The 13,850-nt window shown below is 68.7% G+C and carries 14 protein-coding genes; 3 read left to right on the top strand and 11 right to left on the bottom strand.

From position 1 onward, the window contains the following. Positions 1-483: 483 nt before the first annotated feature. From EIZ45_RS13490 to EIZ45_RS13475, 4 genes are read right to left on the bottom strand one after another with little or no spacing between them, the layout of a single operon-like run. Complete coding sequence (locus EIZ45_RS13490) at positions 484-1,170, bottom strand: TetR/AcrR family transcriptional regulator (protein ID WP_037820575.1); 687 nt, start codon at positions 1,168-1,170, stop codon at positions 484-486. 50 nt (positions 1,171-1,220) lie between these two features. Then, entirely contained in the window at positions 1,221-2,357 is a 1,137-nt protein-coding gene (locus EIZ45_RS13485; protein ID WP_199818199.1) for an alpha/beta hydrolase, read from the bottom strand. Positions 2,358-2,398: 41 nt separating this feature from the next. Then, entirely contained in the window at positions 2,399-3,877 is a 1,479-nt protein-coding gene (locus EIZ45_RS13480; RefSeq protein WP_134663297.1) for an MFS transporter, read from the bottom strand. 60 nt (positions 3,878-3,937) lie between these two features. Next, positions 3,938-5,272, bottom strand: coding sequence for an aminotransferase class V-fold PLP-dependent enzyme (locus EIZ45_RS13475; RefSeq protein WP_134663298.1), 1,335 nt, complete (start codon positions 5,270-5,272; stop codon positions 3,938-3,940). A gap of 103 nt (positions 5,273-5,375) precedes the next feature. Here EIZ45_RS13475 and EIZ45_RS13470 point away from each other — a divergent pair, with 103 nt between their 5' ends. Next, the gene (locus EIZ45_RS13470) at positions 5,376-5,747 is read left to right on the top strand and encodes a hypothetical protein (RefSeq protein WP_134663299.1); all 372 of its coding nucleotides are present in this window, start codon (positions 5,376-5,378) and stop codon (positions 5,745-5,747) included. 59 nt (positions 5,748-5,806) lie between these two features. Beyond that, a complete protein-coding gene (locus EIZ45_RS13465; protein ID WP_043839420.1) occupies positions 5,807-6,154 on the top strand; it encodes a helix-turn-helix domain-containing protein in 348 nt (115 codons plus the stop codon). Positions 6,155-6,342: 188 nt separating this feature from the next. Here EIZ45_RS13465 and EIZ45_RS13460 read toward each other — a convergent pair whose 3' ends face one another. From EIZ45_RS13460 to EIZ45_RS13430, 7 genes are all read right to left on the bottom strand, one after another. Beyond that, a complete protein-coding gene (locus tag EIZ45_RS13460) occupies positions 6,343-6,933 on the bottom strand; it encodes a ClpP family protease (protein ID WP_009073577.1) in 591 nt (196 codons plus the stop codon). Further along, positions 6,930-7,544 carry a ClpP family protease gene (locus EIZ45_RS13455; RefSeq protein ID WP_037820577.1) on the bottom strand — a complete coding sequence of 205 codons (615 nt, stop codon included), beginning with the start codon at positions 7,542-7,544 and terminating at the stop codon, positions 6,930-6,932. Before EIZ45_RS13455 ends, EIZ45_RS13460 begins: the two co-directional genes overlap by 4 nt. A 79-nt stretch (positions 7,545-7,623) precedes the next feature. Then, complete coding sequence (locus EIZ45_RS13450) at positions 7,624-9,159, bottom strand: hypothetical protein (protein WP_134663300.1); 1,536 nt, start codon at positions 9,157-9,159, stop codon at positions 7,624-7,626. Positions 9,160-9,184: 25 nt separating this feature from the next. Beyond that, positions 9,185-9,862 (bottom strand): haloacid dehalogenase type II, encoded by a 678-nt coding sequence (locus EIZ45_RS13445; RefSeq protein ID WP_043839423.1) that lies wholly within the window; start codon positions 9,860-9,862, stop codon positions 9,185-9,187. A 28-nt stretch (positions 9,863-9,890) separates the two neighbouring features. Next, positions 9,891-11,339: a polyprenol phosphomannose-dependent alpha 1,6 mannosyltransferase MptB gene (gene mptB / locus EIZ45_RS13440; RefSeq protein ID WP_134663301.1), complete on the bottom strand. Its 1,449-nt coding sequence runs from the start codon at positions 11,337-11,339 to the stop codon at positions 9,891-9,893. 129 nt (positions 11,340-11,468) lie between these two features. Next, on the bottom strand, positions 11,469-12,119 hold the full coding sequence (locus tag EIZ45_RS13435; protein WP_134663302.1) for a superoxide dismutase family protein: 651 nt from the start codon (positions 12,117-12,119) through the stop codon (positions 11,469-11,471). Between the two features lie 133 nt (positions 12,120-12,252). Continuing rightward, positions 12,253-13,197 carry a hypothetical protein gene (locus tag EIZ45_RS13430; RefSeq protein WP_240691466.1) on the bottom strand — a complete coding sequence of 315 codons (945 nt, stop codon included), beginning with the start codon at positions 13,195-13,197 and terminating at the stop codon, positions 12,253-12,255. A 64-nt stretch (positions 13,198-13,261) separates the two neighbouring features. On the opposite strand from EIZ45_RS13430, the gene EIZ45_RS13425 reads away from it, so the two are divergent. Next, a complete protein-coding gene (locus EIZ45_RS13425) occupies positions 13,262-13,801 on the top strand; it encodes a PadR family transcriptional regulator (RefSeq protein ID WP_037820531.1) in 540 nt (179 codons plus the stop codon). Positions 13,802-13,850: the final 49 nt, after the last annotated feature.

Genomic DNA, 13,850 nt, shown 5'->3' with positions numbered 1-13,850 from the left:
AGCCCCTGATTCCCTCAGGGTCCCCCTCACGACCAGCCCAGCCCCAGCTCAGCTCGCCCGCCCTACGCGATGCGCCCCAATGCCACATTGGGGCGCTAGCCCCCATCCCCACCCAGCCGCACCCGGTGCACCCAACGAGCGAGGCACCCACACCTCCCCCGCCCCCGATACGAAGCCGAAAACACGGCGCGGGGGTGCTTGTCAAGGCATCTTTCCCGCCTTGACAAGCACCCCCGCGCCGTAGTCACAATCAAACTTCGGGGTGCCCCACGCAACCACTCTCTTTTCGCGGCTTCGCCGCTCTCTTTTCGCGGCTTCGCCGCTCTCTTTTCGCGGCTTCGCCGCTCTCTTTTCGCGGCTTCGCCGCTCTCTTTTCGCGGCTTCGCCGCTCTCTTTTCGCGGCTTCGCCGCTCTTTCCCCCGCCACAGCCGCTCTTCCCCCCGACACAGCCGCTCTTTCCCCGACCCAGCAGGAGGAGAAACCTCACCCCTCCAACCGATCCAACAACCCCCGAATCTCCGCAATAGTCCGCGCGTCCTGCCGCCCCCGCCCGGCATTCTCCCCAGCCGCCAACATCCCCGTCGCCAACCCAGTGACGGTAGCCACGAGCGAATCCACATCGCCCCCAGGCCGGAACCACCAAGCGACCCAGTTGCACATCCCCAGCAACGACAACGCCGCCGTCCGCGCGTCGACCCGCCGGAATTCCCCAGCTTCGATCCCTGCCTCGACCAGCGCCGTGAACTCCCGCAGGATCTTCCGCTTGGCCGTCAGATGCTCGCCGGCCAGCGGCTCCGGCAGGATCGGCTCGGACCGGTCGAGGATCCGGAACTGGTCGGAGTGCTCCGCCCGCTGCCGCACGATCAGCGCGACCACGTCGGCGATCTTCTCCGACGGCGTCAGGTCGTCGCGCGCCTTCAGCTGGGCCAGCACCTCGGCGAACCCGTTGGTGACCTGCTCGACGAGCATCGCCAGCAGGTCTTCCTTCTTGCTGACGTAGTGGTACAGCGCCGGCCGGGAAATGTTCAGCGCGTTCGCGATGTCCAGCAGGCTCGTGGCCTCGTAGCCCTTTTCCGCGAACAGCTTGGTCGCGGTGTCCAGAAGTTCGGACGTCATCAGCGTCCGGCGCAACCCGCTGCGCGAACCCTTGCCTCGCTCTGCCGTGGACATGCGCCGCAGTTTACCGGTCCGCTGCCCCGGCGAACTGCGGCGCACCCGGCTCACTGGACCCCGCGGATCCCTCGTTCGCCGAGCCAGCTCACGATTTCCCGCAGGTAGTCGACGCCGCCGTAGCCGAGCAGCGTGGCGTGTCCGGTGTTCTGCACGAGGTATTTCGTGAACACGCCCGGCCGGTAGTAGCTCGCTTCGTTCGCCGCCATGGGATCGGTGTTGCAGTCGTCGGTGGTGCCGCACCAGATTTTGTCGTACTGGCCCGGCGACCACAGGATCGGAGCGTCGATGTTCTTCGTCTGGTCGGTGTAGGTGCGCAAGGTGATGTCCGCCAGCTCGGTCGCGGACATAGTGTCCTTTGTGGCGTCTTCGACCTGCAGCTGCTCCGGGTCATACGTCCCTTGTGGACCGTGGAACAGGTCGCGTTTGCCGGGGATGCTGGTGAGGTACGCCGGATCGAGCGCCCACGGCTTGTCCGCGAACTTGGGGTCCAGCAGCGCGGGATAGGCGAACGTCCCGAGCCGCAGCGTGGAGCGCGGGGTCAGCAGCCCGTGGCCGACGGCGTGCACCATCAACGCGTCGACGTCGTGGAATTTGCCCGCCTCGACCTGCGCGGTGAGGCCGCCCATCGAGTATCCGTTGACCGTCACGGTGCCGAACTGCTTGCCCAGCGCGCCCTGGCGCAGATACTGCACGATCTGGTGGGTCGTATTGGCCGCGACGTCGAAGTTCATGCTCGCGGCCGGCGGATGGTCGCTGTGGCCGTAGCCGATCCGGTCGAGGTTCAGCGTCGTGAAGCCGCGCTGGGTCATGTAGCGGACGTAGTTGTAGCGGTCCGGCTGGTACGGCCAGTCGTAGTAGGTGTGGTCGTAGGTGCCGCCGTGGATGAGGATCTGCACCGGCTGCTTGCCGAGCAAGGCCGGGTCCGATGTGCACAGTTGGCCGAATTCCTTGAGCACAGCAGGACTTTCCGGCGATTCGGTGACCGGGAAGAAGTAGTCGCGGCACTGCGCGCCGCTGGCCGAAGCCGTTCCTGGCACGTCGGCGGACACCGGCGTGCCGGGCAGGCCGGGCACCGCCTCGGTCGCAGGCCAGGCGTCGGCCGCGTTCGCGACGCCGGTCAGCGTGAGCAGCCCCGCCGACATCACCGCCAACATCCGAGTAGCAAGTCGTTTGACGCTGCGCACGGTGGTCTCCTTCCATGGGGCCGGACGGCATCAACCCATGTTTACGATTGTGTCATATTATCGACACTGGTGTTGATGTCAAGACCTGGCCTTTCCGCCGCAGCTGTTCCGCCAGTGGCCGGGGTGCGGCCGTGTCGCATGAGGACAGTCAGCAAGAGCGCGAGGACGCTCACGCCGAGCAGTACGAAGTACGCCGCCTGGTATCCGGTGTCGTTGGTGATCGAGACACCGGAGCTGAGCCGGACCTGATGGGCAGCGGTGATCGATCCGACGATCGCCGTGCCGAGGGTGTTCATCACGCCGAGTGCGGTGTAGAGCAACGAAGTCGTGACGCCCTGCGCCTCCGCGGGCACGGCCTCGATGACGAGATTGTTGGCTCCGGCGTAGAGAAATCCCAGCCCGATGCCCATGAGCGCGGCGATCACCACGATCAGGACCGGTCCGCTCAACTGTCCGAAAAGGATCAGCACGACCCCGCCGAGGGTGCCGATGATCGAGGTGAGCAAAGCAGTTCTCGGCGCGAATCTCCGGCATACCCATCCGGCGGCGTAACCCGCGGCCGCGCCGACCAGACCGAACGGGAGACCGTAGCGCACGCCGTATTCCAACGCGTTCATGCCGAGACCGTGTTCTGACACTCCGGGCACGTGCGGAGTCCGAAGCAGCTGCGGGATGAGCACGGAACTGTTGGCAGTGGTGACGAAGATGGCGGTTCCCGACGCGAGCAGCGTCAGCCACACCTTGGGTTGTGCCGCCAGCGCTAGATCGATCAACGGTTCGGCGCGGCGACGCTCGACAATCACGAAAAGCGCCAGCATTATCACCGAAAGCGCCACTGCGTAAGCGAGATACTCCTTCTCGACCAAGCCGAGCACGAGCACCGCCATCCCGCCACCGAGCAGCAAGCCGCCGGCGACGTCGATGCGGCGTTTGATCCGCACTCGGGTTTCGGGGACGACGAGCAGCACGATTGTCGAGACGACGACGTCGTAGCCGAGGGTGAACCAGAAGGCGCTCCGGAACCCGTAGGTATCAACGAGATACCCGCCGAGCAGCGGACCGCCGAACGCGGCGACGCCGGTGCCGACCCCGAGCGCGCCGACGCCGAGCGGCACCAGTCGCGGCGGGAAGAGGTCGCGGATGAGGCCGTAACCGGCGACGTACGCGACGACGAAAGCGGACTGGAGCACGCGTCCGGTGAGGAAAAGCCAGTACACCGGGGCCAGTGCGCAGATCAGCGAGCCGACGCCGAACATGATGGCCGCGGCCAGGAGGACTTTCTTTTTGCCGTGCGTGTCGGCGAGTTTCCCGGCGATCGGGAGGAAGACGAGCGACGCGACGAAGACGACGGTCATCACCAGCGCCACCTGGTCGGTTCCGAAGGCGGCGGCGATGTCGGGCAGGCCCACCCCGACGAGGGTGAACTCGAAGTTGGCATTCTCGGTCAGGAGCGCGATCGCCACGACGATCGCTAAGTAATACCAGGTCGACCGCTCTGCGGTGCGCGGTTGCTCAGCCATGCGCACCGATGTAACCGGCGGTCCGTCCGGATCGAACCGGTCAGTCCCGCTGTCCGGGACTCACTCCGCCAACCGGTCGAGCGCTTGCTTGAGCTGCGGTATCCAGGCCTCGTGCTCGGGCTTCATCAACACCGAACGAAGGATCGTGACGGTCTCGGCGTCCCGTTCGACGTCCGGATGCAGCACGGCGAACGCCTCCGCGTCGACGCGCAAAGTGGACAGATACAGCGGGTTGTCCTTGTCCGCCATGCCGTTCTGGAGGATGGCGTTGGCGGCTTCGGTGATCTCGCTCATCCGGGTCCGTCGCGGCCAGTAGGTGACAATGTCCAAAGTGGGCTCGAGGTGCAGGGCGAAACGGTCGGATTCCTTGAGCAGTCCCGCGAAATCGTTCGCCGCTCGACGGCACGCCGCCAGCAATCGACCCAGTCCTCGGTCGCGTTCCAGCGGGAACGCTTGCAGGGTAAGCCAAAGCGCCCCGGCGGCGGCACCAGCGCGGGAGCATTCCAGGGAGATCTCGCCGAGGTGCAACTCGTCGGAAGTGAAGTAGGTATAGGGAGAATCGTGTTTGTAGAACCGGCCGACCGACGGGTCCGCGAACAACACCGCGCCGCAGCCGTACGGCTGGAGTCCGTGTTTGTGCGGGTCGACGACGACAGAGTCGCACGAGCCGATCGCGCGGTAGGCCTCGTACTCGCCCAGCAAGGTGTAGAACCCGCCGTACGCGCCGTCGACATGCAGGCGGACCCCGTACCGTTCCTTCAGCGCCAGGGCCTGCTGGATGTCGTCGACCGCCCCGAGCCCGGTCGTTCCTGGAGTCAGCACCACCGTGCCTACCCCGCCGCCGCGGACCTCGGCTTCGACCGCGGACAGATCGACGCGTCCGTCGGGAAGTGCCCGCACCGCGCGGGATTCCACACCGAGCACCTGGCACATGCGTCCGTGCGTGTAGTGCGCGTCCTGCGAATGGACGACCGCTTTGCCTGGGGCCAGTTCGCGGGCGACCCAGAGGGCTTCGAGGTTCGCGATCGTCCCGCTGGAGGTGAGGTGGCCGAGCGACGGCTGCGCGAACCCGAACATCCGCGCCAGGTCCGCGATCACCTCGACCTCCATCGGCGAGGTGGCCTGCGAGGCGTCGAGCGCGTGGTTGTTCGGGTTGACCACCATCGCGGCGAGATAGGCGGCGACCGCGACCGGATGCGGCGGTTTGAGCATCTGGCCCGCGTAGCGGGGGTGGAAGAAGGGGAACGACGCGTCCATCCGGGCGGCGTAGGTCTCGAGCAGCGCGGGGAGATCGACGTCCGGCTCGCTGGCCGGGGACGGGGTGAACGGACCCCATTTGCGCTCCCAGGCCTCGACGCCGCGGAGAGCCTGGTCGATCAGTTCGCGCCGGTCCATGCCTCACCTCGTCGGTCGCCGGGTGCTTCCTCCGGCACCCTACCGAGCGCGTCCGCGCTCTAAGGTGTGGCAACGTTTCTTTCGCACGGTGAGGAGCTTTCCGGTGACTGACGAACCCCGTCCGCAGGGAATGCCGCCGGCCGGACCCGGGCAGCCGTGGCCGGTTCAGCCGAATGCCCAGCAGTACCCGGGCTACGTCCCCTATCCGCCGCCCGCTCCGGCGAACGGTGTCTGGCTGGGGGTGTTGTCGCTGGTACTGGGCGTGCTGGGCTGCGTGGTTCCGCTGCTGCCGATCGACCTGACCGGCATCCGAGCGTACCTCGCGCTTCCGTTCGGGCTGGCCGGACTGGCCTTCGGACTCGTGGGCGTCGTCGGACGGCGTACGGGGAAGCCGGTGTCGGGGGTGGGCATCGGCGTGTCGGCGATCGCGCTGGTGCTCGGTGTGATCATGCTCGGCAACCAAGTCGCGGGGTGACGTTCTGCCCTGAGCGGAACCGCTGTCGCCGAGGCCCCGGCGGATGCCAGGCTGGGCCTATGGCGGACATCCTTCCTTTCCACCAGCGCCGCGCCCCCGCCCGGGACGACGAGGCGGAACCCCTGTGGCGCGAGGTGCTCGGCCGCAGTCTCCGCGCCGCCCGGGAGAACCAGGGCGAGCGGCTCGTCGACGTCGCCGAGCGGGCCGGGATCTCGCCGCAGTACCTGTCCGAGATCGAACGCGGGCGGAAGGAACCGTCGAGCGAGATGATCGCCGCGGTGACCGGGGCGCTCGGGGTCAACCTGGCCGGTCTGCTGAGCGGGATCGCCGGGGACATGCGGCGGATCAGCGTGGTCGGACCGCGCCCGGCGCGACGTCCGGCCGGTCCGGTGCTGATGGCGGCCTGAACCGGGCGGCGGAATTTCTCGAACCACCGGCGCCAGGCTGTGAAATCACCGCGCACAACCGGCAGATCGATGCGGTCGAGCCGCAGCTCGCACCAGCGCTGACGGCAGCCCGCGGAACCACCCGCAGCCCACCGAGCCAGGGCGCGAAGCCGCAGGCCGGAGCCCCAGAACCGGCCTGCGTCCTCGCCTCACGGGCGCGCTTCGATCACCTGGTCCGCGAGCCCGTACTCCACCGCCCCGGCCGCGTCGAACACCCGGTCGCGGTCGGTGTCGTGCCGGAGTTCCGCGACGTCGTGGCCGGTGTGCCGGGACGTGATCTCCTCCAGCTGGGTCCGGACCCGGATCACCTCGTCGGCTTGCAGGATCAGGTCCGGGATCGTCCCGCGGCCCTGTGCGGCGGGCTGATGCAGCACCACCCGCGCGTGCGGCAGCACCGATCGGCGGCCGGCGGCTCCGGCGGCCAGCAGCACCGCTCCCGTCGCCACCGCTTGGCCGACGCAGGTCGTCGCCACCGGGGCCTTGATGAAGCGCATCGTGTCGTACAGCGCCAGCATCGCGGCCGGGTCGCCGCCCTCGGAGTTGATGTACAGGTTGATCTCCTGCTCCGGGTTGTCCGACTCCAGGAACAGCAGCTGCGCGATCAGCGCGTTCGCGACGCCCGAGTCGATCGCCGTGCCCAGGTACACGATCCGTTCGGACAGCAGGTGCGAGTAGACGTCCATGATCCGCTCGCCGCCCGGACTGCGGGTCACGACGTTCGGGATGGTGTAGGTGCTCATGCGCGTACCCCCAGGCCCATCGCGTGCGTGCGCACCGGCACGACCTGCTCCAGGCGGTCGACGATCTGGTCGATGAAGCCGTAGTCCTGCGCCTCCGCGGCGGTGTACCACCGGTCGTGCAGGGAATCGGCGAAAATGCGGTCGAACGGCTGACCGGTGTCCTGCGCGGTGAGGCCCAGCACGGTGTCCCGGGTGTAGCGCAGGTCGTCGGCCTGTACCTCGACCTCCACGGCCGAGCCGCCGATTCCCGCCGAGCCCTGGTGCATCAGGATGCGCGCGTGCGGCAGGGCGAATCGCTTCCCGGGAGTGCCCGCGGACAGCAGGAACTGCCCGGCGCTGCACGCCAATCCGAGGGCGAGCGTCGAAACGTCGCACGGCACCAGCCGCATCACGTCACGGATCGCGAGCATCGACGGGACCGAACCGCCGGGCGAGTGGATCCACAGCGCGATGTCCTTGACCGGGTCCTCGCCGGCCAGCGACAGCATCTGGGTCGCGAGGACCGTCCCGTTGTCGTCGTCGAGCACGCCGTCCAGTACGAGGACCCGCTGGCTCAGGAACCGTTCCCGGAGCCGCTGGTCGAACATCGGCGGAGTCGATTCGTTGGTCATGCCCCGACCTTGCCGCCGCGGAACCCGTCGCGTCCGCCTTCTCTGCCGACGGCAGATCTGCTGTGAGCAGCGCGGCAGGTCAGGCGGTTTTGCGCACCAGGTTCGTGTATCCGGCCAGCGCCAGCGTCGCGAGTCCCCACACCGCGATCTGCACCCCCCAGATCGCCGCGGTGAACACCTGCCCGGCGACACTCGCCGTGTCGAGGTCGCAGCGGCTCCGCAACCCGGTCGGCGCGATCGGCAAACCTCGGTCGAGCCCCAGACCGATCAGCTCGACCGGGGAGCACGCCGCACCGGTCGCGACTCGTTGTGCCGCGTGCTGTCCGGGCTGGGTTTCCGTTGCGCCGGCCCACAATCCGAGCGCTCCGGCAGCGACGAGCGCGAGCAGCAACGCCGCCGCGGTACGCCGAGCGCGGTAGCCGTATCCGGCCAGCGTGCCCCAGATCCAGTGGAACAGCCGCGACATCCGTCCGCCGAGCGCTTCCGGCGAACGGCGGCGCAGGTCGTCCTGCTGCGCGATCAGGATGGTGCGCGCGTTGCCGTCATGGCCCGCGGTCCGCTCGACAGCCGCCAGCTTCTGGTAACCGGTGGCGTCGTAGTACTCGGTGTGGCAGCGAAGCAGGTGCAGCCATCGCTGCCAGCCGAACGACGGATCGATCGCGGCGTAGGTGAACCCGTCCAGCCACGCCAGTTCGGGGTGGTCGCACTCGGCGCTCGTGTTGCCGTCGGGGCACACGAGTTTGTCCGGCATGAACACCGTGGTCGCCTTCGCGTCGGAAAGCCCGAGCAGCCGTCCTTCCGGCGACGTGACGCGCGTGGTCGCGGAAAACTCGAGCTGCCCGCCGATCTGCGCGCCCTGCAACCGCACCGCGCCGATCTCGCCCTTGCCGCTCAGCTCCGAATCGCGGATCAGCATGCTGCGGCCGACCGTCAGGGTGTCCGCCTCGATCGCCGGTCCGAGGTCGTTGGAAACCTTGGTGCTCTGACACTCCAGCGGACCGCCGATGCACGCGCCGTTGAGGTGGATCGCGCCGTCGGCCGAGGAGCCGGTGATCCGCGTTCCCCGGTGCAGGTACAGCCCGCTGCCCAGCTCCGCCGAACTCGCCTCCAGCGCGAGCCCGGCCGGGTTCGTGATTTCCGCGTCCCGGCACAGCAGGCTCCCGCCGAGGTGCGCGCCGATCAACCGGATGGCCCCTTCCGGGCTGTCCCCGGCGATCCGCACGCCGTCGGACAGGTGCAGGTCTCCCTCGATCCGTACCCGGGACGCGTGCAGGCCCGGCATCCGCCCGCCGATCAGGTACAGGTGCGGCAGCCTTGCCTGGCGTGCGAGCACCGGCTGGTCGAAAACACAGGTCAGCAGCATCAGCCCGGCGGCTGCGGAGACGCCGTCGAGGTTGAGGAGACCGGTGATCCGGGCCCTGGCCAGCATGATGCCGCGCGGGTCGAGGTCGCCGTGCCTGCCAAGCAGCAGGTCGCGAAGGACCTGCGCGCGTACGACATGGTCCGGGCTTTCGGTTTCGGCGAGGTCCGCGACGTCGATCTGGGCGGCGCCGAGCAGTTCGCCTTCGCGGGCCGCTTCGACGAGCCGTTGTTCGAAGTCGCTGAGATCGGTCACGCCGAGATCATGCCTGGTCCGAGGCTCAGTCGCGACCGTGTTCGAGCTGCTCGGCGAGGTCGGCGAGTCCGTCGGCGTGGAAGTCGAACCGATCGGCGGGACCCGGCGGGTCACCGACCGGACGGCCGACGTACGCGGTGCGGAACCCGGCTTCCTGCGCCCCGCGCAGATCCCAGGCGTGCGCCGCGACCATCAGCAGCCGCTCGGGTGCGCGACCGGCGACGTCGATGGCCAGGCGGTAGACGTCCGGAGCGGGCTTGTAGGTGCGGGCGTTCTCGGCGGACAGCACGGTGTGCCACCGCAATCCGGCGTTCGCGCACAGGTCGAGCAAGACGGTCCGGCTCGCGTTGGACAGGCCGACCAGCGGGAATCGTTCCGCAAGGCGGGCGAGGCCGTCCACCGTGTCCGGCCACGGCGGCAGTCGGCGGGCCGCGAGCGCCAACTCGGCGACCTCGCCGGTACCGACCGCATCGGCGACGGCCTGCGCGGCTTCCCGGTCGATGACATCGCTCGCGACGTACGGCCGTTCCCCGGCGACAATGCGGCCCTGCTCCTGCTCGACGTGCTTCTGCCACACCGCAAGCAGCTCTTCGACTTCCGCGGCGGCGAGCGACGGCGCGAATTTCCGGATCCCTGCGCGGATTCCGGCCGGTTCGTCGACGAGCGTGCCGAGCACGTCGAACACGAGCACCTCGATGTCCATGAGCGCAACCTATCCGGCCGCGCCAGCGTTAGTCCACTGTGGAGGCTTTCCGCAGCGCGAAGAACGCCGCGACCACCACCGCGAGCCCGATCACGTACGCGAGCACCAGCAACCCGACGCGTCCGCTGAAGTTGCCGCCCACCGGCGGAAGCACGACCGAAAACACCGCGACGAGCGTGATCACCACCGACCGCACGCGTCCGGCAGGCAGCGACGCGGCCAGCGGAATCACCGCCCACAGCAGATACCACGGCTGGACCACCGGCCCGAAGACCACGACCGCGCTCAGCATCAGCCCCAGCGAGCGGACCGCGTCGATCCGGCCGGTCCACTGCCGCTGCAGCACCACGACGATCGCGGCCGCGGTGAGCACGTACCCGATGATCTTGCCGACCCCGATCATCGTCTGCGTGATGTGCGCGCCGAACAGCGAACCGATGCCGCCGACGAGGAAGCCGAACCAGTTCGTCGGCGCCATCCAGCTGTTGACCTCCCCCGACGTCGTCAGCGCGGACACCCAGCTGAACCCGATCCCCGACGCCAGCGAAACCGCCGCGGACACCGCCGCGAAGACGACGACCATCGCCGCGCCGGCGAGCAGGAACTCGCCGATCCGCCCGCGCCGCCGGGCAATCGCCGTGCCGACCGCGGCCAGCGCGACCAGCGCGGGCACCTTCACCTCCGCGCCGAGCGCGATGAGCAGCACCCCGCCCGCGAGCGGCCACCAGCGAATCCGGTCGCCCTGCGCGTTCAGCGCGATCGCCACGCCCGCGACCATCAGGCCGAGCATCAGCGAGTCGTTGTGCGTCCCGGCGACCACGTGCCACAGAACCAGCGGGTTCAGCACGCCCAGCCACAACGCGACCCGCGGCGACGCCCCCGCCGCGGCCGCCAGCCGCGGCACCGCCCACGCGATCAGGACCAGCCCGGCCACCTCGATCAGCCGGTGCAGCGCGACCCCGACGATCGGATTCCCGCCGGACACCTGCGCGACGACCCGCTCGACCGCGCCGAACAACGGCCCGTACGGCGACGGCGTCTCGCGCCAGTAAACGCTGACCCGCCCGACGATGTCCGACGCCGAGCCCAGTGCTTGCTGCGGCCCGACGGCGTTGAGGTCGAACCCGTGCGCGGCCACCGCACCCTGCGCGAGATAGCTGAAGACGTCCCCGCTGAACAGCGGCGGCACGACGAGCAACGGCCCGCACCACAACGCGAGCGTCCGCTTCAGCCAGCCCGCGTCGGGAAGGTCCGAGGCAAGGACGCGCCCGCCCAGCAGCGCCCACGCGAGCACCACCAGCCCGACACCGGCGATCCCGCCCGCGAACGGCAGGACCCCGGACATCCCGGCGGCCCCGGCGTACACCGCGACGGCCAGCAGCAGCACCCCGCCGAAGCCGGTCCAGCGCAGACTCGCCGCGGACGCGAAACTGAAGAACCGCACGGGCCGCGAGAGCGTGACCGGCTGACTAGACATACCCCGATCGTAGTAGCCGCCGCCTCCGCGACCCCGGCTGCCGGTCCGTGAAGGGCTCCTTGCCGGAATCAGATTCCCGCAAGGAGCCCTTCACGGAGCACGCTGAACTTGAGTCCACAAAGGACGGAGTCAGTTCTGGTCCCGGGTGATCACCCCGCAGGCGAACCGAGTGCCCGCATCGCCGGTCGCCTTGGTTTTCTCGTCCGGCACGGGTGCGTTCGGGTCGCCCCGGACGCTGTAGCGGTCGGCGGGAATGTTCGCGAAATTGTCGGACTTCGAGTGGACGATGATCGAGGTCCCGTTTGGACCGAACAGCTGGTCCAAAGTAAAGGTGTCCAGCACGAACTTGAGGTACCCGCGGCCGTTCGACCGCACCTGGACCGACGGCAGCTGCCCGATCGGCAGTCCGGTGTGGTGATCCATCGGCATCAGGTGGCCGCCGGCGGCGGTGAACGGGTTCTTCGGGTCGCCGACAGTGCAGTTTCCCTTTTCGTGCACGTGCATACCGTGGAAACCGGGCGTGAAATGACCGGTGAGGTACACCTCGACCCAGACGGCGTGCGAACGGTTGTCGGCGGTGAACCACGCGGAACCGACCTCGTTGCCGTCGGCGTCCTTCAGCGTGGCGGAGGCGGAATCGCCGTCGCGATAAGCCGCACCGGCCGGCTGCCGGGCGGTGTCCGGCAACTGCTCGCCGACGTAGCCGCTGGCCGCTGGCGCCACGCCCATGACCAGTGCGCAGGCACCCAACGCGCCTGCCACCAACTTCTTTCTGCGCACGGTATCTCCCTGAAGGCACTGGTGATCTCTGACCGATCCAGAATCGGGCCTCGCCTTCCCCGTGACCAGGGGCCAGATGGCACTAACCGGGTCCTGCGCGCGGCGGAATGTCCATCTTTCGCAAATCCTCGAGTCAGGAAGAATGCTCGGCAATCAGCCGCTTCACCGTCTCGTACACCGGTTTCGCGGAATAGTCGTCGCGCAGCAGCCCGAACCGGTTTTCCCGCGGGCCGCTCGACAATCCGTCCCGCAGCCCGAAAATCTCGTAGGTATCCACCCCGATCTCGGCAGCCAACCCGAGCACCGTGCGCGCCACGGATTCCATCACCCGAACCTGTTGTTCCTCCGAATTCTCCGGCCCGGTCGGCCATCCGGTTTCGGTGATATGAATCGGCACGCTCGCCGGGATCCCGATCGCCGATGCGGATTCGCGAAACGACCGCACGACGTGGGTCACCGCACCGGCCAACGCGTCGGCTGGCACGGGACGGAAAACGTCCGGGAAGAAGTCCAGGCCAAGGAAATCAACCCGAGCCAGCACCTCCGGAGCCACTGCCGACTGCACCGCGGCCCAGAACGGATCGCCGGGCAGCGCGACCGCGGCGTTGAACCCGATCGCCACGTCGACCCCGAGCCGCGTCCGCTCGTCCAGCGCCGCCGCGAGCCCGGCGCCGAGCGCTTCGTAGCAACCAGGACTGCCGCCGTCCAGCGGCGCGGCCACGTTGACCTCCTCGCAGACCTGCAGTTTCCCGCCGCCCAACTCGGCGACCTCGCGAACCGCGGCGCGCACCGCGTCGGCGAACCCGTCCGGATCGGCCTCCGGGCTGCTGTAGCCGAGCACGTAGTCGACCACTCGCCCGTCGCCGAGATACGGCACCGGGTTCGGCGGCGTCGGCGCGTGCGGGCCCCGGTAACTGCGGTAGCACCGCACGTAGAACCGCTCCGTGCCCTTCGCGAGGTCCCGCAACGCTTCCGCGGTCCGTTCGACGTCCTCCGGCGGCGCGTCGATGAAGGTTTCCAGCCGCACCAGATCCGTGCTGACCACGCCGGGCCACACGCCAAAAACGATCACGAGCATCTCCTCCAGTAGTCGTATACGAGCAATGTACTCGTATACGACTACCGTGCGCTACCCTGGTCCGGTGCCGACGAACGCTCTCGACAACCCGCTCGTGCTGCCGATGCTGGGCTTGCTCGTGGAAACCCCGCGCCACCAGTACGCGCTCCTGCGCGAGCTGCGCACCCGCTATCCGTTCCTGAACCCGAAGACGTCGACCGTGTACACGCTGGTCGGCACGCTGACCCGGAACGGGCTCGTCGAACCGGACGGCGACGGCGATCCGCAGCCGGTGCGGCTGACCGAGGCGGGCCTCGCCGACTTCCGCGAGCGGATCGAACGGCAATTGCGCGACGCCGACCCGAACCTCGATTCCCGGTTCCTGATCGCGCTGGCCTACCTCGGCGCGCTGCCGCCCGCCCGCGCGGTGACCCTGCTGCGCGACCGGGCGGAACGGGTCCGCGACCAGCAGCACGAGCTGTCCGCGACGCTCGACAACGCCGATTTGCCGGAAATGCAGATGATCGAGGCGCATTTCCTGGTTTCGCGGCTCCGGCACGACGCCGCGTGGCTCGCCCGCACCGCCGCCAGGATCGAGAGCGGAGACCTCGTCCCGCCCCGGTGATCACAGCTTTCATCGTGATTTCATCGCCGTCCCTTACCGTGCGCGAGTG

It is taken from the genome of Amycolatopsis sp. CFH S0740, from assembly GCF_004522315.1.
GTDB classification, from domain to species: Bacteria; Actinomycetota; Actinomycetes; order Mycobacteriales; family Pseudonocardiaceae; genus Amycolatopsis; species Amycolatopsis nivea.
This window is presented reverse-complemented; position numbering and strand designations above follow the sequence as displayed.